This window comes from Dechloromonas aromatica RCB, from assembly GCF_000012425.1.
Map to the genome: position 1 here is coordinate 536,100 of NC_007298.1, position 23,141 is coordinate 559,240.

The window sequence follows — 23,141 nt, forward strand, 5'->3', positions numbered from 1 at the left end:
CGTATTAAATTGTTTTTTATGAAGCCATTATGCTGCTCGAATCGTGCGTCCAGCAAGGACAATGCGGTGGTCGATTCCGTATAACAGCTTCAATAAAACGGACGCTTCGATGTCCGCTATCTGGACAAATCGTTCATGGCTGGTTGTGGCCGAAGGCAGCTATCAATTTTCCCCAGCAACGCCCGAGCCCGTTTAACTCTCAATAAAAGGCGGCGATTCGGTCGCGATCAGTTGGGCTTCACGCCAGCTGCCATCGGCGCAGAGCTGGCCGACCAATGTCTGCGCCACATGGGCGACGGCCAGGGTGGCGGCGGAGGCGGGAATCTGGCGGGAGGCGCAGAGCATGATGCGGCGGGTCAGGGTTTCCGGTGCGATGGGGGTGGCCCGCAGGGCGCCGCTGTCCAGTTCGTGCAGCAGTGGCATCGGTGGTAGCAGGGTGTGACCGAGGCCGGCGAGCAGGCTGGTGCGCAGGATGCTGATCGAGCTGATGTCGGCAACCACGTTGGGGGCAGCGCGGCCGGCTTGTCTGGCGGCCGCCTCGACGATGGGGCGGACGCCGTGGGGCCATGCGGGCAGGATCAGCGGCAGGCGCAGGGCGTCGCGCAGGCTGATCGGGCCGCTTGGCGCGTCGGGTGCTTCGGCGGGGGAGATCAGCAGCAGCGCTTCTTCGAGCAGCGGGTGGCAGCGGAATTCGTCGAGTTGGCCGTCGTCGAAAAGAACCGCCAGGTGGATCAGGCCGGTCCGCAACTGCGGGATCAGGTTGCCGGTCAGTTCTTCGGTCAGTTCCAGCTCGACGCGGGGCAGGGCGGCACGTACGGCCTTGAGCAACGGCAGGGCGAGCGCTTGTGAAACGCTATGCGGGATGCCGAAAATGACCTTGCCGACGGTCTCGCCCTCGGCCTGGGTGACGCTGTGCCGGGCATCCTCGACCTGGCGCAGGATGGACAGGGCATGCGGATGGAAGGCCCGACCGGCCGGTGTCAGCGCCACCCCGCGCGGCAGGCGGTGAAAGAGCGGCTGGCCGAGTTCGTCTTCCAGTTGCGCGAGTTGGTGGCTGAGCGCGGATTGTGCGACATGGACCGAGCTGGCAGCTTTGGAGAAGCTGCCGTGTTCGGCGATGGCGAGAAAGTAGCGGAGCTGGCGCAGTTCCATGTCGGTACGGATAGATGCAGAACAGTCAGTCTATCGTTTTTCAAGATGGCTATATCGTAATTCTGAATTTTTCAGATGGATTCGTCTGCGTTCTAATGGCAACAACTGATCTGCACCGACCCTTCTGGCCACGAGCCGGGAAGCAGTAGCCGAACCCGGCTCCGGTTGGTCCGGACAGGCGCTTTTTACCGGAAGCGTTGCCCCGGCAGGGGAATGGAACAAGGGCAGGCCGGCATTGCCGGTCTGCCCTTTGCTTTTGGGCGGCTCACTCGCCGTGCAAACCGTATTTCCGAATCTTGTCGTGCAGTGTTGTCTTGGCGATGAGCAGGGCTTCGGCGGTGCGCGCCAGGCTGCCATAGCGGCGCAGGGCGTCGGCGATCAGGGCGCGTTCGAAGGCGTCGACGGTCTCGGCCAGCGGGCGCGGCGCATCGCCGGCGGGCTGGCCGAAAGGCGGCGAGCCGGCTTCGATGCCGAGCACGCAGCGGTCGGCGACGTTGCGCAATTCGCGCACGTTGCCCGGCCAGTGGTAGCCGACCAGTTGCTGCATGCGGCCGGCGGATGTCGTAGGCACGGCGCGTTCGTGGCGGGCGGCGGCTTGCAGCAGGAAGTGTTCGAAGAGCAGCGGAATGTCCTCGCGCCGCTCGCGCAGCGGTGGCAGCGGCAGGTTGGCGACCGACAGGCGGTAGTAGAGGTCGGCACGGAATTTTCCTTGCTCGGACAATGCCGTCAGGTCTTCCTTGGTCGCGGCAATGATGCGGCAGTCGATGGGAATCGCCGTATTCGACCCGAGCCGCTCCAACGTGCGCTCCTGTAGCACACGCAGCAACTTGATCTGCATCGGGACCGGCATGGTTTCGATTTCGTCGAGAAACAGCGTGCCGCCGTTGGCGTACTCGATCTTGCCGATGCGCCGCTTGCCGGCACCGGTGTAGGCACCCGCCTCGTGACCGAAGATTTCACTTTCGAACAGCGTTTCCGGCAGGCCGCCGCAGTTGATGGCGACGAAATTACCCTTGGCCCGCGGGCTGGCGTCGTGCAGGCAGCGGGCAACCAGTTCCTTGCCAGTGCCGGTCTCACCGTGGATCAGCACGTCGGCCGCGCTGCTGGCCAGGGCGCCGATCAGGCCACGGACGCGGGCCATGCCGGCCGAGTTGCCGATCAGGCGGGCTTCGAGCAGATTGCGCTGGTCGAGCTGGCGGCGCAGGGCGCGCACTTCGAGGACCAGCCGGCGCTTTTCCAGCGCGCGGCGGGCGATGTCGACGAGCTGCTCGGGGGCAAAGGGCTTTTGCAGGAAATCGTAGGCGCCATCCTTCATCGCCTGTACGGCCATCGACACATCGCCGTGGCCGGTGATCAGTAGCACCGGCAATTCCGGGTCGAGGGCGTGCAGTTCGCGCTGCAGGCTCAGGCCATCCTGGCCGGGCAGGCGGATATCGCTGATCACGATGCCGGGGAAGTCGGCATGCAGGCGGTGGCGTGCCAGTTCGGCGCTGCCGGCGCATTCGGCGGCCAGTCCTTCGAGTTGCAGCGCCTGCTCGCAGCCGAGCGCCACATCGGGGTCGTCTTCGATGATCAGGATTTTCAGGTCGTCGGTCATGGCGCGGGGGCGAGCGGGAGTTCGAGTGTGAAGATGGCGCCACCGTCGGGGTGGTTGGCCCCGTGCAGGCTACCACCGAAGTCGCGGATGATGCCGGCGGAAATGGCCAGGCCCAAGCCGAGGCCATCGCCGGCCGGCTTGGTGGTGAAAAAGGGTTCGAACAGATGGGCTAGCGCCTCGTCACTGAGACCGGGACCGTGGTCGCGGACATGCAGGCGGACCATGCCCTCCGCGCATTCCCAGGCCAGTTCGAGGCGCGGGCGGGTCTGGTCGGCCATCGCGTCGAGCGCGTTGCCGACCAGGTTGATCAGCACCTGTTCCAGCCGGTTGGCATCGCACAGGGCGACCGGCTCATCGACCGGGCAGCTGCGCTCGATCTCGGCACCGGCACGGCGGATGCGGGCATCGAGCAGGGCCAGCGCGTTGTCCAGCGCGTGGCAAAGTGGCACTGGGGCCGACTGGCCGCTCGACTTGCGGGCGAAATTGCGCAACTGGCCGGTGATCCGGCCCATGCGGTCGACCAGGTCGGCAATGCGGCCGAGGTTGGTGCGCGTGGTGTCGACATCGCCGCGTTCCAGGAAGCGCTCGGCGTTGGCCGACAGCGTGCGCAGCGCGGCCAGCGGCTGGTTCAGTTCGTGGGCGATGCCGGTGGACAGCTGGCCGATGACTGCCAGCTTGCCGGCCTGCACCAGTTCGTCCTGGGCGGCGCGCAGGGTGCGCTCGGCGCGGATGCGTTCGCCGACCTCGTCCTGCAGTTGCTGGTTGGCGGACGACAGGTCGGCGGTGCGTTCCTCAACCTTGCGTTCCAGTTCATCGTGCGCCTGCTGCAGGGCTTCGCGGGCAGCCAGCCGGTCACGCAGGTGGCGGCGCCGTTCGTTCAGGATGACGCCAAGCAGGCAAAGGCAGGCGGCGGCGATGGCGGCCAGCGCGGCGCGGCTCTGGGCCAGGTCGTCGACCTGTTCGAGATGGGACAGCACGGTCAGCGTCCACGGTGTGCCGGGCAGGGTGCGCGACTGTTCGAGGAAGCGTCCGGTGACCGGGTAGACCGACACCGTTTCCGGGCCGTTGGCGGCAATGCGCACCAGGCGGGCGCCGTGGTCGTAGTCCTCGATCTGCTTGATGCCCAGGGGTTGCAGGGCGCGCCGGTTGTATTGCTGGGTGTGGTCGAAGGCGGCGCGCGTGCTGTCGTCGAGCGGGCGCAGGGTGGTGAATTTCCAGCCGGGCACGGCGGACAGGATGACCACGCCATTTTCGTCAGCGACCAGCACCGGCGCCTCGACCGTGGTCCACGATTTTTCCAACTGTTCGAGGCTGACCTTGATCACCGCGACGCCCAGCGTGCCGTTGTCGCCGGTCAGTGCCGAGGCGAGGTAATAGCCGGGCTCGCCGCGCGTGGTGCCGATGCCGAAGAAACGGCCGTTGCCGCTCTCCAGCGCCTCGCGGAAATAGGGGCGGAAGGACAGCTCTTCGCCGAGAAAACTGTCTGGACGCCGCCAGTTGCTGGTGGCGAGCACCTTGCCGCGGGTGTCCATGACGTAAATCGACAGCGTGCCGGCACGTTCGTTGAGCTTTTCGAGATAGCCGTTGACACGGGCGGCGGCGCTGTCGCCGGCTGTCCCGGCAAGCAGGTCGAGAACTTCCGGCTCCAGGCTCAGCGTGCCGGGCAGGAAGGCGTACTTGCTGATCTCGCGTTCCAAGCTGGCGGCATAGAGATCGAGCCGGTGCAGGCCGGTCGCCTGCAGGTCGGCGATGCCCAGGCGCTGGGCGATGCGGTAGGCCGAGAAGCCGCTCAGGGCGACCAGCAGCAGGCAGAGCAGCAACAGCGGCAGGGAGCGGAGTCGGGGCATCGGGTGGCGAACGGTGCAGGATGGACTATGTTACCGCGCTCAGCCGAAGAGGTCGGCCAGTTGCTTGGCAATCAGCACGACGACCACGCCCAGGAAGGCTTTGCGGATGAAGCCGGCACCATGCTTGAGTGCCAGGTGGGTGCCCACCCAGGAGCCGGCCAGGTTACAGACGGCCATGACCAGGCCGACCTGCCAGAGCAGCGGCCCGTGGCTGGCGAAGAAGGCGATGGCCGACAGGTTGGTGGCGAAATTGATGACTTTGGCGCTGGCCGAGCCCTGCACGAAGTCCATGCCAAACAGGCGGACGAAGCCGAAAATCAGGAAGCTGCCGGTGCCCGGGCCGAAGAAGCCGTCGTAGACGCCGATCAGGCCGCCGAACAGGGCGCCCTTCCAGCGGTCGCGACCGTCGATGACGCGCGTCACCTGCTGGCCGAGATCTTTTTTCATGAAGGTATAGACCGCCACCGCGATCATCATGACGACGACCAGCGGGCGCATGGTTTCGCGCGGCAGCCAGGCAACCAGCGCGGCTCCGCCCCAGGCGCCGAGCAGGGCGGCAACGGTGGCGGGCAGGACAACGGCCCACGGAATGCGTACGCGGCGCGCATAGCGCCACAGGGCGGCACCGGTGCCGGCAATGCTGGCGACCTTGTTGGTACCGAACAGCGTCGGAATGGCAGTCTGCGGAAATTGGCCGAGCAGGACGGGAATCTGGATCAGGCCGCCGCCGCCAACCACGGCGTCGACCATGCCGGCAAAGAAGGCTGCGGGAGCGAGGAGGGTCCAGTCGATCATGGTGGTTGTCAGGATAGGGGAAAAAAAGCCCGGTGCGGTGCACCGGGCAAACAAGCGGGTTCGACGTTCGAGGGTTGAGTCGAACCCGGAGGAGACAAAAAGACTCAGGCGGCCAGGGCGGCAGGCTCTTCAGGGACCGGCAGCGCCTCGTCGGCGTCGGCCAGTTCGGGAGGGACCGGGTCGATGGCGTTTTCCCACTTGGCGACCACCGTGGTGGCGATGGCGTTGCCCAGCACGTTGGTGACGGTGCGCCCCATGTCGAGGAAATGGTCGATGCCGAGCACCAGCAGCAGGCCGGCTTCCGGCAGGTTGAACATGGGCAGCACGGCGGCGACGACGACCAGCGAGGCGCGCGGCACGCCGGCGATGCCCTTGGACGAGACCATCAGGACCAGCAGCATGGTGATCTGGGCGGTCAGCGTCATCGGGATATCGTAGGCCTGGGCCACGAACAGGGCGGCAAAGGTGGTGTAGATCATCGAGCCGTCGAGGTTGAACGAGTAGCCGAGCGGCAGCACGAAGCTGACGACGCGGTTGCGGATGCCGAACTTTTCCAGCTGCTCCATCAGCTTCGGATAAACCGATTCGCTGCTCGCCGTCGAGAAACCGACCAGCATCGGACCGCGGATCAGCTTGAGCAGGCGGAAGATGTCCTTGCCGAGCACGAAGTAACCGGCAGTGATCAGCACGATCCACAGCGCGGCCAGGGCGGCGTAGAAGCTGACCAGCAGCTTGCCGAAAACGAGCAGCATGCCCAGGCCGTTGGTCGTGATCGCACCGGCCACTGCGCCAAACACCCCGACCGGGGCGAAGCGCATCACGTAGTCGGTGACCTTGAGCATGACATGGACGACTTCCTCCATCGTGCACACCAGGCTGCGCGCCATCTGGTTGTGCAGATGGCCGAGGGCCAGGCCGAAGAACACGGCGAAGACCAGGATCTGCAGGATTTCATTGGCCGCCATGGCTTCGAAGATGTTCTTCGGGAAGACATGGGTGATGAAATCCTTCAGGTTCAGCGCGCTGGTTTTCAGATTCAGTGTCGCGCTCGCTTCCGGCAGCGGCACGCTGAGGCCGACGCCCGGTTGCAGCAGGTTGGCAAAGATCAGGCCAAGCAGCAGCGAGCAGAAGGAGGCGCCGACGAACCAGCCGAGTGCCTTGCCGCCGATGCGGCCGACCGTTTTCGAGTCGCCCATGTTGGCCAGCCCGGCGACCAGGGTGGCGAAGACGAGCGGGGCGATGATCATCTTGATCAGGCGCAGGAAGATGTCGGTCAGGATGCCGAAGTAGCCGGCGATTTCCTTGGCGGCGGCCGGTGACGGGGCGAGCGCATTGCAGGCATAGCCAACGATGACGCCGAGTAGCATGGCGATGCCGATCCAGGTGGTCAGGCGATTCATTTTCATGATGGTTTCCTTGGGATGCTGAGTGGAAAGACGCCCGGATCAGGCGGCGACAGGCAGGGGGATGACTTGTGGGCGGGTCAGCACCTCGGGACGCAGCACTTCGGCCAGCTGTTCCGGGCTCATCAGACCGCGTTCGATGACCACCTCGGCCACGCCGCGCCCGCTACGGAAGGCTTCGGCAGCGACTTCGGTGGCGTTGGCGTAACCAATGTACGGGTTGAGGGCGGTGACGATGCCGATCGAGCGCTCGACCGATTCGCGCAGCTGATCGCGGTTGGCGGTGATGCCATTGACGCAATGGTCGGCCAGCACGCGGCAGCCGTTGGTCAGGTGCAGGGCGCTCTTGAACAGGCTGTGGGCGATGATCGGCTCGAAGGCATTGAGCTGCAGCTGGCCGGCTTCGGCGGCGAAAGTGACGGTGGTGTCGTTGCCGATCACTTCGAAGGCGATCTGGTTGACCACTTCCGGGATCACCGGATTGACCTTGCCCGGCATGATCGACGAACCGGCCTGGCGCGGCGGCAGATTGATCTCGTTGAAGCCGGCACGCGGGCCGGAAGAGAGCAGGCGCAGGTCGTTGCAGACCTTGGATAGCTTGACGGCGACGCGCTTCAGGACGCCGGACAGTTGCACGAAGCTGCCGCAATCCTGCGTCGCCTCGATCAGGTTGGGCGCGGTGACGACCGGGATGCCGCTGATTTCGGCCAGCTTGCGGCAGACCAGCGGGGCGTAGTCCGGGTGGGCGTTGATGCCGGTGCCAATGGCGGTGGCACCGAGATTCATTTCGCGGATGAGCAGTGCGGCTTCCTTCAGGCGTTCTTCGTCCTCGCCCAACATCACGGCGTAGGTCGAGAACTCCTGGCCGAGGGTCATCGGCACGGCGTCCTGCAACTGGGTACGGCCCATCTTCAGCACGTCGGCGAACTCGTCGGCCTTGCGCTCGAAAGCTTTGCGCAGATAAGCCATGGCCTCGACCAGGCGGAAGATGCCGACATAGGTGGCCAGCTTCAGCGCCGTCGGATAGACGTCGTTGGTCGACTGGCTCATGTTGACGTGTTCGTTCGGGTGCAGCGTCTTGTAGTCGCCGCGCGTCTTGCCGAGCAGTTCCAGCGCACGGTTGGCGATCACCTCGTTGGCATTCATGTTGGTCGAGGTGCCGGCGCCGCCCTGAATGACATCGACGACGAACTGGTTGTGCCACTGGCCGTCGATGATCTCGCCGCAGGCTTCGGCGATGGCGCCGGCGCGCCGGGCATCGAGCAGGCCGAGTTGCTGGTTGGCCTGGGCGGCGGCCTTCTTGATCTGGGCCAGGGCGCGGATCAGGTCGGGATAGACGGCGATCGAGATGCCGGTGATCGGGAAATTCTCAAGGGCTCGCAGGGTGTGTACCCCGTAGTAGGCGGCGGTCGGAACCTCGCGGTCACCAAGCAGGTCATGCTCGAGGCGGAAGGGAGTGGTGGTCATCGTTTGTCTCCTTTGTTTGTTCAAGGCCGCCGGCATCAAGGCCGTGGGCGCCTTGTTTTATTGCACATGGCGTGCCAGGGGTTGTCGGCGTTGCAAGTGGCTGCTTTTAAAGGAGTCGTGAAGGAGGGTTTACCGGAGGCTCATCGGAAAACCGGATTTTTCCCGCTCGGGGTGTTCGGAAAACCGAACGCCGGGGCGGATTGACGGACTTCCTGCGGTCAGGCGGGCAAACCTGCTAATATTTCTCACTCCGCTGCAATGCAACATAACCAGACCATAATGTCCGCCCCCACTGATCGCATGAGCCCCGAGGAACGCCGCGCCGGCGCCTCGCTGGCCTCCATCTTCGCCCTGCGCATGCTCGGCCTGTTCCTGATCCTGCCTGTGTTTTCGGTCTACGCGAAAACCCTGCCCGGGGGCGACAACCTGGCCCTGGTTGGTTTTGCGCTCGGCGCCTATGGCCTGACCCAGGCCTTTTTCCAGATTCCCTACGGCATCGCCTCGGACATCTTCGGGCGCAAACTGGTCATCGTCGTCGGCCTGCTGATTTTTGCGCTGGGCAGCTTCGTCGCCGCCTGGGCGCCGGACATGAACTGGATCATCGTTGGCCGCGTGCTGCAGGGCGCCGGGGCAATTTCGGCAGCGGTCACCGCGCTGGCTGCCGACCTGACGCGCGAGGAACATCGAACCAAGGTGATGGCGATGATCGGCTCGTCGATTGGCCTGGTCTTCGCCCTGTCGCTGGTCGGCGCGCCGATTCTCTATGGCTGGATCGGCATGTCCGGGCTGTTCATCATGACCGGTGTGCTCGCCCTGTCCGCCATCGTCCTGCTGATCAAGGCCGTGCCACCGGCCCCGGCACCGCAAGGCCATGAAAAACTGCCCTTGCGCCGGGTGATTTTCGATCCCGATCTGCTGCGCCTGAATCTCGGCATCTTCACGCTGCACATGGTGCAGATGGCCATGTTCGTCGTACTGCCACACGCCCTGGTCAATCATGGTGGCCTGGAAGCCGCGTCGCACTGGAAGGTCTATCTGCCCGCCGTGCTGGTTTCTTTTGCCATCATGGTGCCGGCCATCATCGCGGCCGAGCGCAAGGACAAGATGCGCCCCATCTTCATCGCCGCCGTTGGCCTGCTCGTCGTTGTCCAGGCCGGCCTGTTCGTATTGCACGAAAGCCTTTGGGCGCTGGCCTTGTGGCTGTTGCTTTTCTTCGTCGCCTTCAATGTGCTGGAAGCGACGCTGCCGTCGCTGGTCTCGCGCACTGCCCCGCCGGCCGCCAAGGGCGCGGCGCTGGGCGTCTACAACACGACACAGGCCATCGGTCTGTTCATTGGTGGTGCAGCGGGCGGATATATTGCGCAGCATTTCGGCGATAATGCGGTTTTCGCCGCTTGCACAGGTCTGGTTCTGATCTGGCTGGTGGTCGCAAATTCCATGAATTTTCCGCAACGGCGCCCGGTCGCCGCGGCGACACGATAGTTAGGAGACATTGGTAATGGCATCGGTTAACAAATGGATTGGCATCGGCAATCTGGGGCGTGACCCGGAAACCCGCTTCACCGCCAGCGGCGAGGCGATCTGCAATTTCAGCATCGCCTGTACCGAAAGCTGGAAGGACAAGCAGACCGGTGAGCGCAAGGAAATGACCGAGTGGGTCCGCATTTCGGCGTTCGGCAAGCTGGCCGAGATTTGCAGCCAGTACCTCAAGAAGGGCTCGCAAGTCTATGTCGAGGGCAGCCTGCGCACCCGCAAGTGGACCGACAAGGATGGCCAGGAACGCTACACGACCGAGATCCGCTGCGACGACATGAAGATGCTTGGCTCCCGCCAGGGCATGGGCGCTCCAGCCGGCGGCGGTGGTGGCGGTGGTAGCGGCTACGATGAACCGACCGATTACTCGCCGGCGCCGCCGAAGAACAAGCCGAAGCCTTCGTTTGACGATCTCGGCGACGACATTCCGTTCTGAGATATACCTGCGACCCAGGTTTTAAAGGATTTTAAGCATGGCCAATGCCGTCACCTTCAAGGTACTTGAAGATATCGCCCGGGATCTTTCCGGTAGCGAGATCACCTTCCCGACCTTTCTCGACATCACTTTCCAGGTGCGTTCCGCGCTAAAGGATCCGAACCTGAGCGTCGAGCAGTTGGCCAAGCTGGTTGGTGCCGAGCCGTTGATGAGCGCCAAGATCATCCGCATGGCCAACTCGGTGGCACTGAATCCGAGTGGGCGCGAGATTGCCGACGTGAAGAATGCCATCGTTCGCGTCGGCATGGAGGCGGTGCGTACGGTGTCGTTTGCCGTGGCCATGGAGCAGTTGCTGAAGTCGAAGCAGATGCAGCCTTTCGAAGGTATTTCCCAGCGGCTCTGGGAGCATACCTCGCATGTTGCTGCACTGTGCCGCGTGCTGGCCCGCAAGATGGCCAAGATCAATGGTGACGAGGCGATGTTTGCCGGTCTGGTGCACGACCTCGGGGTGTTCTACCTGATGTCGCGTGCAGCCAATTTCCCGGAGTTGGTCAACGACAAGGTTGAGCTGCATGCCTTGCTGGTCGATTGGCATGACAACATCGGTCATGCCCTGCTGTCGGCGCTCGGTTCGCCGGAGTCGGTATTGCTGGCTGTGCAGGAGCACGAGACTGATCGCGAGATCGAGTCGATCGGCAACTTGTCAGATGTCCTTTATGTGGCCAACAAGATCGCCAACCGGACTTCGTCCTGGCGTGATCCGGAACTCGACGGGGCAGTCGATACCTCGGTGCTGGATAAGCTTTTCGATGCCGAGACGCTGGCTGAAATTGTCGAGGAATCCGAAGAGGAAGTGCAGTCGCTGAAGGTGGCGCTCGGCGGCTAAGCCGCCTGGCGCCGGATCAGGATCAGCAGGAAACTCCCGTTCCATCGGGGTGGGCGGTCGACGGGGAGCAGCTTTGATGGGCAGTCACGAACAGACGGCGGATGTCACCGGCCAGCGCTTTGCCGCGCTGGCCCTGGCTGCGCTCGGGGTGGTTTATGGTGACATCGGGACCAGCCCGTTGTATGCGGTGAAGGAGGTCTTCGCCGGCAACCACCCGATTCCGGTCACGATGCTCAATATTTACGGCAGCCTGTCGCTCATTTTCTGGGCGCTGGTGATCGTCGTTTCGGTCAAGTACGTCACCTTCATCATGCGTGCCGACAACCGCGGCGAGGGCGGCATCATGGCGCTGATCGCCCTGGCGCTGCATACGGTGCACGACAAGCCGCAGCACGCAAAATGGATCATGATTGTCGGTGTCCTCGGGGCGGCGATGTTCTACGGCGACGGCATGGTGACGCCCGCGATGTCCGTACTTTCTGCCGTCGAAGGCCTGGAGGTCGCGACGCCGGCGCTCAAGCCCTTCGTCATCCCGCTCACGATGGTCGTCTTGTTTATCCTGTTTTTCGTGCAGCGGAGCGGGACCGCAACGGTCGGGGCTTTTTTTGGCCCGGTCATGCTGGTCTGGTTCAGTGCCCTCGCCTTGCTGGGCGTGCATAACATCGTCGATCACCCGGCGATCCTGATGGCGCTCAACCCGGCCTATGGCATCGAGTTTTTGCTTGAAAACAAGGCGCATTCGCTGGTTGCGATGGGTAATGTCGTGCTGGCGGTGACCGGTGCCGAGGCGCTTTACGCGGACATGGGACACTTTGGCCGCAAGCCGATCTCCCGTGCCTGGTTTGCCTTTGTGCTGCCGGCGCTGGTGCTCAACTATTTTGGTCAGGGCGCGTTGATCCTCGGCGATCCCGAGGCAGCCAAGAATCCGTTCTTCCTCTCGGCGCCGGATTGGGCGCTCTATCCGCTGGTCGGGCTGGCCACGCTGGCCACGGTGATTGCCTCGCAGGCAGTGATTTCCGGTGCCTTCTCGGTGACCCGCCAAGCCATGCAACTCGGCTTCGTGCCGCGAATGGAAGTGCAGTACACCTCCGACCGGGAACAGGGACAAATCTATTTGCCGGCGGTGAACTGGGGTCTGATGGTGGCGGTGATGATCCTCGTTCTCGGCTTCAGATCATCGAACAACCTGGCCGCCGCCTACGGTATTGCAGTAACGGGTGACATGGTCATTACCTCAATTCTTGCCACGGTCGTTGTCGCCAAGGTCTGGAAATGGGGATGGTTCAAGGCCGGCCTGCTGTTCGCCTGCTTCCTGTCGGTCGAGCTGGTCTTTCTCGCCGCCAATATACTGAAGATACCGGATGGCGGCTGGTTCCCGCTGGTGGCCGGGATGGGCGTCTTTGTCCTGATGACGACCTGGAAGCGTGGTCGCCAGTTGCTCTCCGACCGTCTGCGCGGGGAACGCCTGGAACTGTCGATGTTCCTCGATTCCCTGGCCTCGTCGATGCCGACCCGGGTGGCGGGGACGGCCGTATTCCTGAATGCCGACCCGAAGGGGGTGCCGCATGCCTTGCTGCACAACCTGATGCACAACAAGGTGCTGCACGAGCGCGTTGTCTTGCTCTCGGTCCAGTTCTTCGATGTGCCCTATGTGCCGGATATCGACCTGGTCGAAGTCCGGCAGCTGAAGGAAAATTTCTGGAGTGTCGTCATCCAGTATGGCTTCAAGGACATTCCCAATGTGCCGGAGGCCCTGGCGCTGTGTGCCGACGCCGGGCTGGCCTTCAGTTCGCTGGAAACCTCTTACTTCATCGGTCGCGAAACCCTGATTCCGCGTCTTGGTTCGGAGATGGCTTTCTGGCGCGAGAAGATTTTTGTCGCCATGTTCCGCAATGCCGGCTCGGCCACGGCCTTCTTCAAGATTCCCAGCAACCGCGTGGTTGAGCTGGGCACTCAGGTCGTTCTGTAGCGTCGACCGCCAGCGCCAGCGGCCATCCGCTGGCGAATTTCTATTCTCTGTCAGGACCGGTTTGGGCTGGCTGATGTCTGTCGCGCTTGGCGATATGCAGCCCTCAGAGGCGGCGGATCTTTTCCAGTAGCGCCGTCGTCGATGTCTGGTGGATGAAGGGGATCGAATGCACCGTGCCACCCCAGCCGCGGACTTCGCTGCAGCCAACGATCTTGTCCACCGGCCAGTCGCCGCCCTTGACCAGGATGTCGGGGCGGCATTCGAGGATGCGTTGTAGCGGCGTATCTTCATCGAACCAGGTGACCAGCGAAACGCAGGCCAGCGAGGCCATGACCGCCAGGCGGTCTTCCAGCGCATTGACCGGACGGTCGTCGCCCTTCCCCAGACGCTTGACCGAGGCATCGGTATTCAGCGCGACGACCATGCTCGTGCCGAGAGCGGCCGCCTGGGCCAGGTAGGTCACATGGCCACGGTGCAGGATGTCGAAACAGCCGTTGGTGAACACCAGCGGGTGGTCTAACTGGGCGGCTCTGGCAGCCAGCTGGTGCGGCGGGCAGATTTTCGATTCGAAGGAAGGGGAGGCGTAGGACATGGCTGCTTTACGAATGGAGTAAGTGTCTATTTTAGTGCCTGTTGGCCGAGCATCAAATTAAGCATTCTTGCTGTTCGGCCTGGTTGCTGCGCAATCCGGTTTTCAAGCGTGGGTGGTGCGCCACTCGTTCAGTTCATCGATCGCTCTGTCCAGCGAAGGAATCAGGCGGATGCCGTCCTGTGCGGCGAGCCGGGCGATGCCGCCGCCGCCGCACCAAAGCTCGATACCGTCCGGCAGAACGATGCGCAGTTGCTGCAACAGGGCGGGAATTTGTCGTTGCGGGAAGGCGGTCGAAAAGGACAGAGCGACGATGTCGGCGCGGTGTGCTTCGGCCGCGCGACCAATCTCCAGCAAGGGCATTTGCGTGCCGAGCGGGATGCATTCGGCCCCCTCCAGCGCGAACATGGCTTCCGCCATCAGCAGGCCGAGGATGTGCGTCTCATCCGGCACGCTGGTCAGCAGCACGCGCGGTCGGCGCGGGCCGCCGGACAGGGCGGCGATGGCCTGACGGAGCAGGCGCTTGGTCAGTTCGGTGAACAGATGCTCCTCGAACACTTCGAAGCTGCCGTCTTCCCAGGCTTCACCGACCTGGTGGGTCAGCGGAGAAACCGTGTCCTGGACAAAACGCTGTAAACCCTGGCGGGCGAGTCGCTGCTGCATGGCCTGCTGATAGCCGGCGGCATCGTGTTGCTTGATCAGTGCCAGCAGGTCGGTCAGGTCCTCGCCTTCGCCGGTCGGGATGCTTTCGCTGGCGCGGGCACGGCGGGGGGCGAGTGCCGTCAATTCCTCGGCCGGTGTCGCGATCAGTTTGCCTGGGCGATGTCCCTGATCCATCAGGCGTTTGATCAGACGCAGGCGGTCGACCTGGTCGGCCGGGTAGACACGCTCGCCATTCAGGTCGCGTTCCGGCACGGGAAATCCGTAGCGCCGCTCCCACATGCGGAGGACGTCCTTGGAAAGCCCGGTATCCCGCTCAACGGCGGCGATGTTGAAACTAGGAGTATTCATATTTGTCCTGAACAAATGTTAGACAAACCGTTGACAAGCCAACTTTTGCTGGCTATCTTACGAACAAACGTCCTGTTTGTCTAGGACAAATCGAACGAGGAGTTGAACATGTTCTCTAGCCTGAAACGCTGCTTTGGAATTGCCGCCCTGATTACGGTGGGGGTCGTGCCTGTTGCGGCTGCCGCTGAATGCCCGCCACTGCTCAATCACAGCTTCGCCAGCCTGCAGGATGGCAAGCCGATGCCGCTCTGCCAGTACGCCGGCAAGGTCATTCTGGTCGTCAATACGGCCAGCTACTGCGGTTTCACCTCGCAATACGACGGGCTGGAAAAGCTGTATGCCCGGCTCAAGGACAAGGGCCTGGTGGTGCTTGGTTTTCCATCCAATGACTTTGGCGAACAGGAACCGGGCAGCGAGAAGGAAATTGCCGATTTCTGCCGGCTGACCTACGGCGTCGAGTTTCCGATGGTCAGCAAGACGGTGGTCAAGGGCAAGGGCGCTCACCCGTTCTACCTGAAGCTGGCCGAGATCACCGGCAGCAAGCCGAAGTGGAATTTCCACAAGTACCTGATCAACCGCGATGCGACGCAAGTTGTTGCCTACACCAGCTTCACCAAGCCGGATGACAAGGACTTGCTGAAGAAAATCGACGAATTCCTCAAATAAGCCAGCGTAACCCCAGGAGCCAAACATGAATGCCCCGGAAAACATCTTTCTGCCCGACGTCCAAGCCGCCGCCGATACGCGCCGCCTCGCCATCCAGAGCGTCGGCGTCAAGGGCTTGCGCTATCCCCTGCAACTGGAAAATGCGGCCGGTGAATTGACCAGCACGGTCGCGACCTTTGCGATGAGCGTCGGCTTGCCGCCTGAGGTCAAGGGCACGCACATGTCACGTTTCGTCGAGTTGCTCGAAGCCCGCACTGGCCCTCTGACGCAAGTCGGCCTGCTGCGCATGATGGCCGACATGCTGCTGCGTCTGGATGCCAGCAGTGGCCGCATTGAACTGGCTTTCCCTTACTTCATCCGCAAGATGGCGCCGGTCTCCGGTGTCGAGAGCCTGCTCGACTACGATGCGACGCTGATCGTCGATCAGCGCGCATGGGAAAGCGCAACGTTGACCCTGCGCGTCGTGGCGCCGGTAACCAGCCTGTGCCCCTGCTCCAAGAAGATTTCCGATTACGGCGCCCACAACCAGCGTTCGCATATCACGCTGGAGGCGCGACTGCGTTCGCCAATGAGCATCGAGGATCTGGTGCGTATTGCCGAGGAAGAGGCGTCCTGCGAGGTCTTCGGCCTGTTGAAGCGGCCGGACGAAAAGTGGGTGACCGAGCGTGCCTACGACAACCCGAAGTTCGTCGAAGACCTCGTCCGCGACATCGCGCTGCGCCTGATGAACGAGCCGCGCATCGCCGAATGGAAGGTGGCTTCCGAGAACTTCGAGTCCATCCACAACCACTCGGCCTACGCCGAACTGTACGGCTGCAATGAGTAAGAGGGAGATCATGGTGAAAAGACAACGTATCGCCGTCGTCGGCGCCGGCATCTCCGGGCTCGCTTCCGCCTGGTTGTTGAGCCGCCAGCATGACGTAACGCTGTTCGAGGCCGGCGCCTATCTCGGCGGCCATACCAATACCGTCGAGGTGGCGCTGGAAGGCAAGTCGCATCCGGTCGATACCGGATTTCTGGTGTTCAACGAAAAGACCTACCCGAACCTGATTGCGATGTTTGCGCTGCTCGGTGTCGACAGCGTCGAAACCGAGATGTCGTTCGCAGTCAGCCTGGAAAATCCCGATCTCGAATGGGCCGGCAGCAACCTGGCCACCGTCTTCGGCCAGAAGCGCAATCTGGTTCGCCGGAAATTCTGGGCCATGTTGTCCGACATCCTGCGCTTCAATCGTGAAAGCAGCGCCTGGCTGGCGACGCATCCGGACAACCGGCGCAGCCTGCGCGACTTTCTGAGTGCCGGACGCTATTCCAGCGCCTTCTCCGACTGGTACCTGCTGCCGATGGCGGCGGCGATCTGGTCGTGCCCGACCGGCCAGATGCTCGACATGCCGCTCGCCACCTTCATCCGCTTCTGCCAGAACCACGGCCTGCTGCAGGTTTTCGACCGGCCGATGTGGCGCACCGTCAAAGGCGGCGGCCGCGAATACGTCCGGAAGATCGCCGCCGAGCTTGACGCCAATGGCGCGATCATTCGCCTGGCCTGCCCGGTCAGCGCCGTGACCCGTGAGGCCGAGGGGTTGCGCGTGGTTCGAGCCGCCGGCAGCGAGCATTTCGACCAGGTCGTGATGGCCTGTCACAGCGATCAGGCCCTGGCCATCCTCGGCTTCACGGCCAGCGATGCGCAGCGCGAGGTGCTGTCGGCCATCCGCTACCAGCCGAACCGCGCCGTGCTGCATACCGACCGAGTCCTGCTGCCGCGCGATGAAAAACTGTGGTCGGCCTGGAATTACTTCGCCGGCAAAGGCGAGCCGGGTGACCAGCCAGTGGGCGTCTCCTACCTGATCAACAAGCTGCAGCCGCTGCCTTTCAAGACGCCGGTTGTCGTGACGCTGAATCCGGCGCGCGAACCCGACCCGGCCAAGGTGCTGGCCGAATTCGACTACGCCCACCCGATCTTCGACGGCCCGGCCATTGCGGCCCAGCAGAAACTGGCCGGGGTGCAAGGCGAGAACGGTATCTGGCTGGCAGGCGCCTGGGGCAGCTACGGCTTCCATGAGGATGGGCTGAAATCGGCATTGCGTGTGGTCAACGGCATGGGCGTCAGCGCACCCTGGCAGGGTGTCGCCGAAGTGCTGCGGGAAACGGAAAGCGCCTGAGGCTGCCATGAATTTCCGCCCGCAACTCTTCCTCGGCCATGTGATGCACCGGCGCCTGCGCCCGGTGGTCAATGCCTTCGTCTATCCGGTGTTCTATGTCCAGCTGCCAGTGCGCGATCTGGCCGCGACGAATTGCGGAATTTTCAGCGTCGACCGGCGCAACATTCTCAGCTTCCGCAGCAAGGATCATGGGGCGCGCGATGGCAGCCCGCTCTTGCCGTGGATCACGGCACTGCTGCGCGAACGCGGCCTGCCGGACGATGGCGAAATCATGCTGCAGACCTTCCCGCGTGTTTTCGGGCTGGTCTTCAACCCGGTCAGTTTCTGGTTCTGCCATGACCGGGCCGGCGAGTTGATCGCCGTGCTGGCCGAGGTGAACAACACCTTCGGCGGCACCCGCAGTTACCTGCTGCACAACCCGGGTGGCGCACCGCTGCGCGACGGCCAGGAACTACGGGCCGACAAGGATTTCCACGTTTCGCCATTCAACGAGATCGAAGGCGGCTACCGCTTTCGCTTCCATCTGAACCGGCCGGTGCCGCTGGCCCGGATCGACTACGACGATGCCGAGGGCGAGCTGCTGCTCACCTCGATCTCCGGAAAACCCCGGGCCTGGCGGGCAGCCACCTTGCTCGGTGCTTTCCTGCGCATGCCCTTGATGACCGCCGGCGTGCTTTTCCGTATCCACTGGCAAGCCCTGAAACTCTGGCTGAAAGGGGTGCCCTTCCGTGGCGCCCATGTCTCTCAACCCCTCCGGGAATCGACAAAATGAACAACACGATGATCTTTAGCGGCAGTCAAAGCCTGGCCCGCGACACCCGTCTGGTCTTCGACCTGCTGGAAAAAATTCAGGGCGGCATGCTGGAAGTGCGCTTGCCCGACGGTTCCTGCGCCCTGTTTGGCAATGGCGAGCACGGCGTCACGCTACAGGTGCACGACGAAGCCATGTTCGGCATGGTGCTGGCCCGCGGCGATATCGGATTGGCCGAGGCCTATCTCGACGGTCACTGGGATTCGCCGGACATCACCGGCCTGCTCAGGCTGCTGGCGAGGAACCGCGACGCGCTGCAGAAGGCGGTGTATGGCTCCTGGCGCAACCTGCTGGCGGCCCGCGTCCGTCACTGGCTGAATCGCAACAGCCGGGCCGGCAGCAAGCGCAACATCATGGCGCACTACGATCTGGGCAACGACTTTTACCAGTTGTGGCTCGACCCGACCATGAGCTACTCGGCCGCCATTTATCGTGAAGCGGACGATGGCTCGCTGGAAGCCGCCCAGCATGCCAAGTACAACCGCATCCTGAATTGCCTGAAGGCCGGACCCGGGCAGCGCGTGCTGGAAATTGGTTGCGGCTGGGGCGGCTTTGCCGAAAAGGCCGTGCAGCGCGGCCTGGCCGTGACCGGCTTGACGCTGTCGCCGGCTCAGCTGGTCTGGGCCCAACTGCGGGTGCCGACGGCCGATCTTCGCCTGCAGGACTATCGGGATACGCAGGAGCAGTTCGATCACGTCGTTTCGATTGAAATGTTCGAGGCCGTCGGTGAACGTTTCTGGCCGGGCTATTTCAAGACGGTGGCTCAGGCGCTGAAGCAGGATGGCCGGGCGGTGATCCAGAGCATCACCATCCGTGACGATTTGTTCGCCAGTTATCGCAAGGGCACCGATTTCATCCAGCAATACGTCTTCCCGGGCGGCATGCTGCCGTCGCGGCAGGCGTTCCGCGCCGCTGCGGCCAAACAGGGGCTGCTCGTGCGCAACGAATACGCCTTCGGCCTCGATTACGCCCGCACCCTGGCCGAATGGCGGCATGCCTTCGAGGCCAAGTGGCCGCAGATCGCGGCGCTGGGTTTTGACGAGCACTTCCGTCGCCTGTGGCACCTGTATCTCTGCTATTGCGAGGCTGGCTTCCTGGCCGGGAATATCGATGTCGTCCAGTTCGAACTCACGCATTCCTGAGCCGGTGCTCTCGACCAGCCGTCGGCGCCTGCTGCTGGCGCTGGCGGCTGCGCCGTTGTCGGCCTACGCCAGCACCGACACCGACCCGATGGCCGGCCTGAGTCGCTGGGGCAGCGGCGAATTCCGACGTTTCGGCTTTCTCGTCTACGAGGCCGCGCTGTGGGCCGGCGACGACCCCTTGCGCCCGCCGCTGGCACTGAAGCTGACCTACAAGCGAAATATTGCCGGACAGGCCATTGCCGAAGCCAGTGTCAAGGAAATCCGCAACCTCGGCATTGCCGATGAAGTGAGCCTGAAGCGCTGGGGTGAGCAGATGGCTCGGCTGTTTCCGGACGTCAAGCCAGGTGACCACATCATCGGCCAGTATCGTGCCGAGGCGGCCGTCTTTCATTTCAATGATCGCCAGCTCGGCAGCATCGACGATCCGGTTTTCGCCCGAGCCTTCTTCGCCATTTGGCTCGACCCGAAAACCAGCGCGCCCGATTTGCGCGCGGCCCTGCTCAAGCGATCGGCGGTCTGAGATGAGCAACGGTTGCGTTCTCGCCTATGCTGAATTGGGTTCAGACCCTTGTGCGGGTTTCCTGCGGGTTCAACCGCCGGGTTTCGCGCTTGCGGCGCGAGCTACTTTCTTCTTGCGTCGCCAAGAAGAAAGTAGCCAAAGAAGAAGGCGACCCTGGCTCGGCGCCCCTTCGGGGTTCCTTGCGCTACTCGGCAGTCCGGGCGGCTTGCCAGAACTCGCCTGCGGCTCAGACAATGCAAGCCGACTACCCCCGGCCCGCCTGCGTTGCTCAGCGCCTCGCAAGGGGCCCGAAAGGCGTCATGGATCGACCTATGCGACACACAATACATTTTTGCAAAGCGACTACTCTTTGGATTCGGGGCGATTTTCCGGGGCCCATGGAAGGCGCCGAGCAACGCAGGGCTTCGCGGAAATAGCGCGAGGACTGTCTGAGGGCCGTAGGCCCGAGTTCCGCAGCGCCCGCGAAGACCGAGTAGCACAGGAAACCGGCGAAGCCGGCGCCGCCCTTGGGTCGCCTTTTCTTTGCGTACTTTCTTTTGGCGAAGCAAAAGAAAGTGCGGCGCGCCGCAAGCGCGAAAAACAACCGTCGAACGAGCGTAACCCTAAAAATCCATGTGCTGATCAAGCTTCGAGGGCCATGGGAGCACTATCCCCATGACCCCCTCCCGCATCCTCGCCTATGGCCTGCTCGGGCTTCCGCTGGCCTTTGCCGCCCTGCCCATCTACGTCCACGTCCCGCGTTTCTACGCAGAAACAGCCGGCCTGCCGCTGGCGCTGCTCGGCTTCATCCTGCTCGGCGCCCGGTTGCTCGACGCCGGGATCGACCCCTGGCTGGGCTGGCTGGCCGACCGCGTATCGCGGCGGCGCATGGTGGCGCTGGCTTTGCTGCCGTTCGGGCTCGGTTTCGTCGCCCTGCTCAATCCGCCCGCTGAAAATGTCGGGCTCTGGCTGCTCGCCTCGCTGGCCCTGACTTACCTCGGTTTTTCCGCAGCGACCGTCGCCTATCAGGCCTGGGGGGCGGATGTGGGCATCAACTCGGCACTACGCACCCGGCTGACCGCTGCTCGGGAAGGTTTTGGCCTGCTCGGCGTCGTGCTCGCCGCCGCGTTGCCGACGGTGCTTGCCGCCAGCCTGAACGATGGCATCGCCCGGCTGAGCTGGGTATTGCCCCCCTTGCTGCTGATCGCGGCCGCCACGACCTTTTCCCGGGTCGGGGTCGGGCAGCCTTTGCCGGCCAGCAATCAGGCGCTCCTGCCCAGCCTGCGCCGCGTCTTTGCCGATCTGGCCTTCCGTCGCCTGCTGCTGGTTTTTGTCGTCAATGGCATTGCCGCGGCGCTGCCAGCGACGCTCTTCCTCTTTTTTGTCGCCGATGTCTTGCAGGCCGAAGCCAACAGCGGAGCGTTGCTGGCCTTGTATTTCATTGCCGGTGCCGCGTCCTTACCCGTGTGGGTGCGCCTGGCCGGCCGCATTGGTCGGGTCGCCGCCTGGGGGCTGGCCATGGGGCTGGCGATCCTGGCTTTCGCCGGGGCCAGTCTGCTCGGCGCTCATGATGTCGCCACGTTTGCCGCTATCTGTGTCATTTCCGGGCTGACGCTCGGTGCCGATCTGGCGCTGCCGTCAGCGATCGCCGCCGATCTTGGCGAGCGTCAGGGGCAGCCGGGGGCCTGCTTTGGCGTCTGGAACTTTGTCTCGAAACTCAACCTGGCGCTGGCCGCCGGGCTTTCCCTGCCCTTGCTGGCGCTGCTCGGCTACGTGCCGGGCAGTAGTGCCGGTCTGCCGGCGCTGACCTTTGCCTACGCCCTGTTACCGCTCGCTTTCAAGGCGCTGGCCGCGGCCCTGCTCTGGCGCTGGCGCCATTCCCTGGAGTCTGAATCATGAAACTGCTTGCTGCTGCCCTGTTTTCTCTCGGCCTGACCGCCTGTGCCTCGACCGGCGTCGAGCAATATCGCGCCGAACAGCCGGCCCTCGACCTGAAAACCTACCTGAATGGCACGCTGGACGCCTGGGGGATGTTCCAGGGGCGCTCCGGCGAGGTGAAGAAACGCTTCCACGTGGTCATTGACGCCAAATGGAGCGGCGATGTCGGCGTGCTCGACGAGCACTTCAAATGGTCCGATGGCACCACCTCGCGTCGTGTCTGGACGCTGACCCGGCAGCCGGATGGCACCTATCGAGGCAAGGCCGATGATGTGATCGGCGAGGCAATCGGCGAAGTCTCCGGCAATGCGCTGCGCTGGCGTTATGTGCTGGCGCTGCCGGTCGACGGCAAGGTTTACAACGTCGACTTCGACGACTGGATGTTCCTGATGGACGACAAGGTAATGATGAACCGCTCGTACATGTCCAAATGGGGCTTCAACCTGGGCGAAGTGACGCTGAGCTTCGTCAAGCGGCAGTCAGCGCCATGAATCCGAAAATCACCGATTGGCAAGGCAAGCGAGTCTGGCTGCTTGGCGCTTCATCCGGTATCGGTGCTGCCCTGGCCCGCGAACTGGCCGGGCGCGGTGCTCGGCTGGCCCTGTCGGCGCGCAGCGTCGACAAGTTGCTGGCGCTGGGTCTTGGCGATGCCTTGCTTCTGCCCTGTGATGCCACCGACCGGGTCAGTCTGGGCGCGACACGCCAAGGCTTGCTGGCAGTCTGGGGCGGCGTCGACCTGGTCGTTTATCTGGCCGGTGACTATGTGCCAATGCGGGCTGACGACTTCAATCTGGCTGTGGCCGAGCGGGTTATCGACGTTAATTTCAACGGAGCCATGCGCCTTGCGGATAGCGTTCTGGCCGATCTTAGGCCGGGCGGTGGCATTGCTTTCGTCGCCAGTGTCGCCGGTTACCGCGGCCTGCCCAAGGCGCTGTGCTACGGGCCGGGCAAGGCGGCGCTGATCCATTTTGCCGAAGTGCTGCATCTCGATCTTGCGCCCAAGGGCATCGGCGTCTGGGTGATCAACCCAGGATTTGTCTCGACCCAGCTGACCGCCAGAAATGATTTCGCCATGCCCGCCCTGCAAACGCCGGAACAGGCGGCACGGGCCATGGTCGACGGCTTCGGCAAAGGGAATTTCGAAATCCATTTTCCGAAGCGCTTTACCCGCCTGATGAAGCTGTTCGCCCATTTGCCCTATGGCTGGTACTTTCCGCTGATTCGTCGTTTTACCGGAGGCTGAT

21 protein-coding genes are annotated in these 23,141 nt (G+C 63.3%); 13 read left to right on the forward strand and 8 right to left on the reverse strand.

Annotated elements, in window-relative coordinates; all coding sequences use genetic code 11:
- Positions 1–192: 192 nt before the first annotated feature.
- The 6 genes from DARO_RS02475 to aspA all read right to left on the reverse strand — a co-directional run bounded on the left by DARO_RS02475 (position 193) and on the right by aspA (position 8,261).
- Positions 193–1,152 carry a LysR substrate-binding domain-containing protein gene (locus DARO_RS02475; RefSeq protein WP_011286242.1) on the reverse strand — a complete coding sequence of 320 codons (960 nt, stop codon included), beginning with the start codon at positions 1,150–1,152 and terminating at the stop codon, positions 193–195.
- A gap of 265 nt (positions 1,153–1,417) precedes the next feature.
- Positions 1,418–2,749 (reverse strand): sigma-54-dependent transcriptional regulator, encoded by a 1,332-nt coding sequence (locus DARO_RS02480; RefSeq protein ID WP_011286243.1) that lies wholly within the window; start codon positions 2,747–2,749, stop codon positions 1,418–1,420.
- A complete protein-coding gene (locus DARO_RS02485; protein WP_011286244.1) occupies positions 2,746–4,596 on the reverse strand; it encodes an ATP-binding protein in 1,851 nt (616 codons plus the stop codon). The genes DARO_RS02480 and DARO_RS02485 overlap by 4 nt, the downstream gene beginning before the upstream one ends.
- A gap of 39 nt (positions 4,597–4,635) precedes the next feature.
- Positions 4,636–5,391 carry a sulfite exporter TauE/SafE family protein gene (locus DARO_RS02490; RefSeq protein WP_011286245.1) on the reverse strand — a complete coding sequence of 252 codons (756 nt, stop codon included), beginning with the start codon at positions 5,389–5,391 and terminating at the stop codon, positions 4,636–4,638.
- A gap of 104 nt (positions 5,392–5,495) precedes the next feature.
- Complete coding sequence (locus DARO_RS02495) at positions 5,496–6,797, reverse strand: dicarboxylate/amino acid:cation symporter (protein ID WP_011286246.1); 1,302 nt, start codon at positions 6,795–6,797, stop codon at positions 5,496–5,498.
- A gap of 39 nt (positions 6,798–6,836) precedes the next feature.
- Positions 6,837–8,261 (reverse strand): aspartate ammonia-lyase, encoded by a 1,425-nt coding sequence (gene aspA / locus DARO_RS02500; RefSeq protein WP_011286247.1) that lies wholly within the window; start codon positions 8,259–8,261, stop codon positions 6,837–6,839.
- 279 nt (positions 8,262–8,540) lie between these two features.
- Between aspA and DARO_RS02505 the strand changes: the two genes are divergently transcribed.
- The 4 genes from DARO_RS02505 to DARO_RS02520 all read left to right on the forward strand — a co-directional run bounded on the left by DARO_RS02505 (position 8,541) and on the right by DARO_RS02520 (position 13,085).
- On the forward strand, positions 8,541–9,743 hold the full coding sequence (locus DARO_RS02505) for an MFS transporter (protein WP_497463020.1): 1,203 nt from the start codon (positions 8,541–8,543) through the stop codon (positions 9,741–9,743).
- A gap of 16 nt (positions 9,744–9,759) precedes the next feature.
- Positions 9,760–10,230 carry a single-stranded DNA-binding protein gene (locus DARO_RS02510; RefSeq protein WP_011286249.1) on the forward strand — a complete coding sequence of 157 codons (471 nt, stop codon included), beginning with the start codon at positions 9,760–9,762 and terminating at the stop codon, positions 10,228–10,230.
- Positions 10,231–10,267: 37 nt separating this feature from the next.
- Positions 10,268–11,116, forward strand: coding sequence for an HDOD domain-containing protein (locus tag DARO_RS02515; protein WP_011286250.1), 849 nt, complete (start codon positions 10,268–10,270; stop codon positions 11,114–11,116).
- A gap of 76 nt (positions 11,117–11,192) precedes the next feature.
- Positions 11,193–13,085, forward strand: coding sequence for a potassium transporter Kup (locus tag DARO_RS02520; protein WP_011286251.1), 1,893 nt, complete (start codon positions 11,193–11,195; stop codon positions 13,083–13,085).
- A gap of 103 nt (positions 13,086–13,188) precedes the next feature.
- Here the strand turns inward: DARO_RS02520 and rfaE2 are convergent, their stop codons facing one another.
- Positions 13,189–13,677, reverse strand: a complete 489-nt coding sequence (rfaE2, locus tag DARO_RS02525) for a D-glycero-beta-D-manno-heptose 1-phosphate adenylyltransferase (RefSeq protein ID WP_011286252.1) — start codon at positions 13,675–13,677, stop codon at positions 13,189–13,191.
- Positions 13,678–13,779: 102 nt separating this feature from the next.
- Entirely contained in the window at positions 13,780–14,685 is a 906-nt protein-coding gene (locus DARO_RS02530; RefSeq protein ID WP_011286253.1) for a MerR family transcriptional regulator, read from the reverse strand.
- 108 nt (positions 14,686–14,793) lie between these two features.
- Here DARO_RS02530 and DARO_RS02535 point away from each other — a divergent pair, with 108 nt between their 5' ends.
- The 9 genes from DARO_RS02535 to DARO_RS02575 all read left to right on the forward strand — a co-directional run bounded on the left by DARO_RS02535 (position 14,794) and on the right by DARO_RS02575 (position 23,140).
- On the forward strand, positions 14,794–15,351 hold the full coding sequence (locus DARO_RS02535; protein ID WP_011286254.1) for a glutathione peroxidase: 558 nt from the start codon (positions 14,794–14,796) through the stop codon (positions 15,349–15,351).
- Between the two features lie 25 nt (positions 15,352–15,376).
- On the forward strand, positions 15,377–16,177 hold the full coding sequence (gene folE2, locus DARO_RS02540; RefSeq protein ID WP_011286255.1) for a GTP cyclohydrolase FolE2: 801 nt from the start codon (positions 15,377–15,379) through the stop codon (positions 16,175–16,177).
- 10 nt (positions 16,178–16,187) lie between these two features.
- Positions 16,188–17,507 (forward strand): FAD-dependent oxidoreductase, encoded by a 1,320-nt coding sequence (locus DARO_RS02545; protein ID WP_011286256.1) that lies wholly within the window; start codon positions 16,188–16,190, stop codon positions 17,505–17,507.
- A 7-nt stretch (positions 17,508–17,514) separates the two neighbouring features.
- Entirely contained in the window at positions 17,515–18,279 is a 765-nt protein-coding gene (locus DARO_RS02550) for a DUF1365 domain-containing protein (protein ID WP_011286257.1), read from the forward strand.
- The gene (locus DARO_RS02555) at positions 18,276–19,460 is read left to right on the forward strand and encodes an SAM-dependent methyltransferase (RefSeq protein WP_011286258.1); all 1,185 of its coding nucleotides are present in this window, start codon (positions 18,276–18,278) and stop codon (positions 19,458–19,460) included. Before DARO_RS02550 ends, DARO_RS02555 begins: the two co-directional genes overlap by 4 nt.
- Positions 19,429–19,980, forward strand: coding sequence for a chalcone isomerase family protein (locus DARO_RS02560; RefSeq protein WP_011286259.1), 552 nt, complete (start codon positions 19,429–19,431; stop codon positions 19,978–19,980). Before DARO_RS02555 ends, DARO_RS02560 begins: the two co-directional genes overlap by 32 nt.
- 654 nt (positions 19,981–20,634) lie before the next feature.
- The gene (locus tag DARO_RS02565) at positions 20,635–21,858 is read left to right on the forward strand and encodes an MFS transporter (protein WP_011286260.1); all 1,224 of its coding nucleotides are present in this window, start codon (positions 20,635–20,637) and stop codon (positions 21,856–21,858) included.
- Positions 21,855–22,388, forward strand: a complete 534-nt coding sequence (locus DARO_RS02570; protein WP_011286261.1) for a DUF3833 domain-containing protein — start codon at positions 21,855–21,857, stop codon at positions 22,386–22,388. Before DARO_RS02565 ends, DARO_RS02570 begins: the two co-directional genes overlap by 4 nt.
- Entirely contained in the window at positions 22,385–23,140 is a 756-nt protein-coding gene (locus DARO_RS02575) for an SDR family NAD(P)-dependent oxidoreductase (protein ID WP_011286262.1), read from the forward strand. Before DARO_RS02570 ends, DARO_RS02575 begins: the two co-directional genes overlap by 4 nt.
- The last annotated feature ends 1 nt before the right edge of the window (position 23,141 follow it).

Bases quoted from the DNA above. Each gene is read 5' to 3' on its own strand.
- DARO_RS02475 (WP_011286242.1), bottom strand. From the start codon at position 1,152: ATGGAACTGCGCCAGCTCCGCTACTTTCTCGCCATCGCCGAACACGGC.
- DARO_RS02480 (WP_011286243.1), bottom strand. From the start codon at position 2,749: ATGACCGACGACCTGAAAATCCTGATCATCGAAGACGACCCCGATGTG.
- DARO_RS02485 (WP_011286244.1), bottom strand. From the start codon at position 4,596: ATGCCCCGACTCCGCTCCCTGCCGCTGTTGCTGCTCTGCCTGCTGCTG.
- DARO_RS02490 (WP_011286245.1), bottom strand. From the start codon at position 5,391: ATGATCGACTGGACCCTCCTCGCTCCCGCAGCCTTCTTTGCCGGCATG.
- DARO_RS02495 (WP_011286246.1), bottom strand. From the start codon at position 6,797: ATGAAAATGAATCGCCTGACCACCTGGATCGGCATCGCCATGCTACTC.
- aspA (WP_011286247.1), bottom strand. From the start codon at position 8,261: ATGACCACCACTCCCTTCCGCCTCGAGCATGACCTGCTTGGTGACCGC.
- DARO_RS02505 (WP_497463020.1), top strand. From the start codon at position 8,541: ATGTCCGCCCCCACTGATCGCATGAGCCCCGAGGAACGCCGCGCCGGC.
- DARO_RS02510 (WP_011286249.1), top strand. From the start codon at position 9,760: ATGGCATCGGTTAACAAATGGATTGGCATCGGCAATCTGGGGCGTGAC.
- DARO_RS02515 (WP_011286250.1), top strand. From the start codon at position 10,268: ATGGCCAATGCCGTCACCTTCAAGGTACTTGAAGATATCGCCCGGGAT.
- DARO_RS02520 (WP_011286251.1), top strand. From the start codon at position 11,193: ATGGGCAGTCACGAACAGACGGCGGATGTCACCGGCCAGCGCTTTGCC.
- rfaE2 (WP_011286252.1), bottom strand. From the start codon at position 13,677: ATGTCCTACGCCTCCCCTTCCTTCGAATCGAAAATCTGCCCGCCGCAC.
- DARO_RS02530 (WP_011286253.1), bottom strand. From the start codon at position 14,685: ATGAATACTCCTAGTTTCAACATCGCCGCCGTTGAGCGGGATACCGGG.
- DARO_RS02535 (WP_011286254.1), top strand. From the start codon at position 14,794: ATGTTCTCTAGCCTGAAACGCTGCTTTGGAATTGCCGCCCTGATTACG.
- folE2 (WP_011286255.1), top strand. From the start codon at position 15,377: ATGAATGCCCCGGAAAACATCTTTCTGCCCGACGTCCAAGCCGCCGCC.
- DARO_RS02545 (WP_011286256.1), top strand. From the start codon at position 16,188: ATGGTGAAAAGACAACGTATCGCCGTCGTCGGCGCCGGCATCTCCGGG.
- DARO_RS02550 (WP_011286257.1), top strand. From the start codon at position 17,515: ATGAATTTCCGCCCGCAACTCTTCCTCGGCCATGTGATGCACCGGCGC.
- DARO_RS02555 (WP_011286258.1), top strand. From the start codon at position 18,276: ATGAACAACACGATGATCTTTAGCGGCAGTCAAAGCCTGGCCCGCGAC.
- DARO_RS02560 (WP_011286259.1), top strand. From the start codon at position 19,429: ATGTCGTCCAGTTCGAACTCACGCATTCCTGAGCCGGTGCTCTCGACC.
- DARO_RS02565 (WP_011286260.1), top strand. From the start codon at position 20,635: ATGACCCCCTCCCGCATCCTCGCCTATGGCCTGCTCGGGCTTCCGCTG.
- DARO_RS02570 (WP_011286261.1), top strand. From the start codon at position 21,855: ATGAAACTGCTTGCTGCTGCCCTGTTTTCTCTCGGCCTGACCGCCTGT.
- DARO_RS02575 (WP_011286262.1), top strand. From the start codon at position 22,385: ATGAATCCGAAAATCACCGATTGGCAAGGCAAGCGAGTCTGGCTGCTT.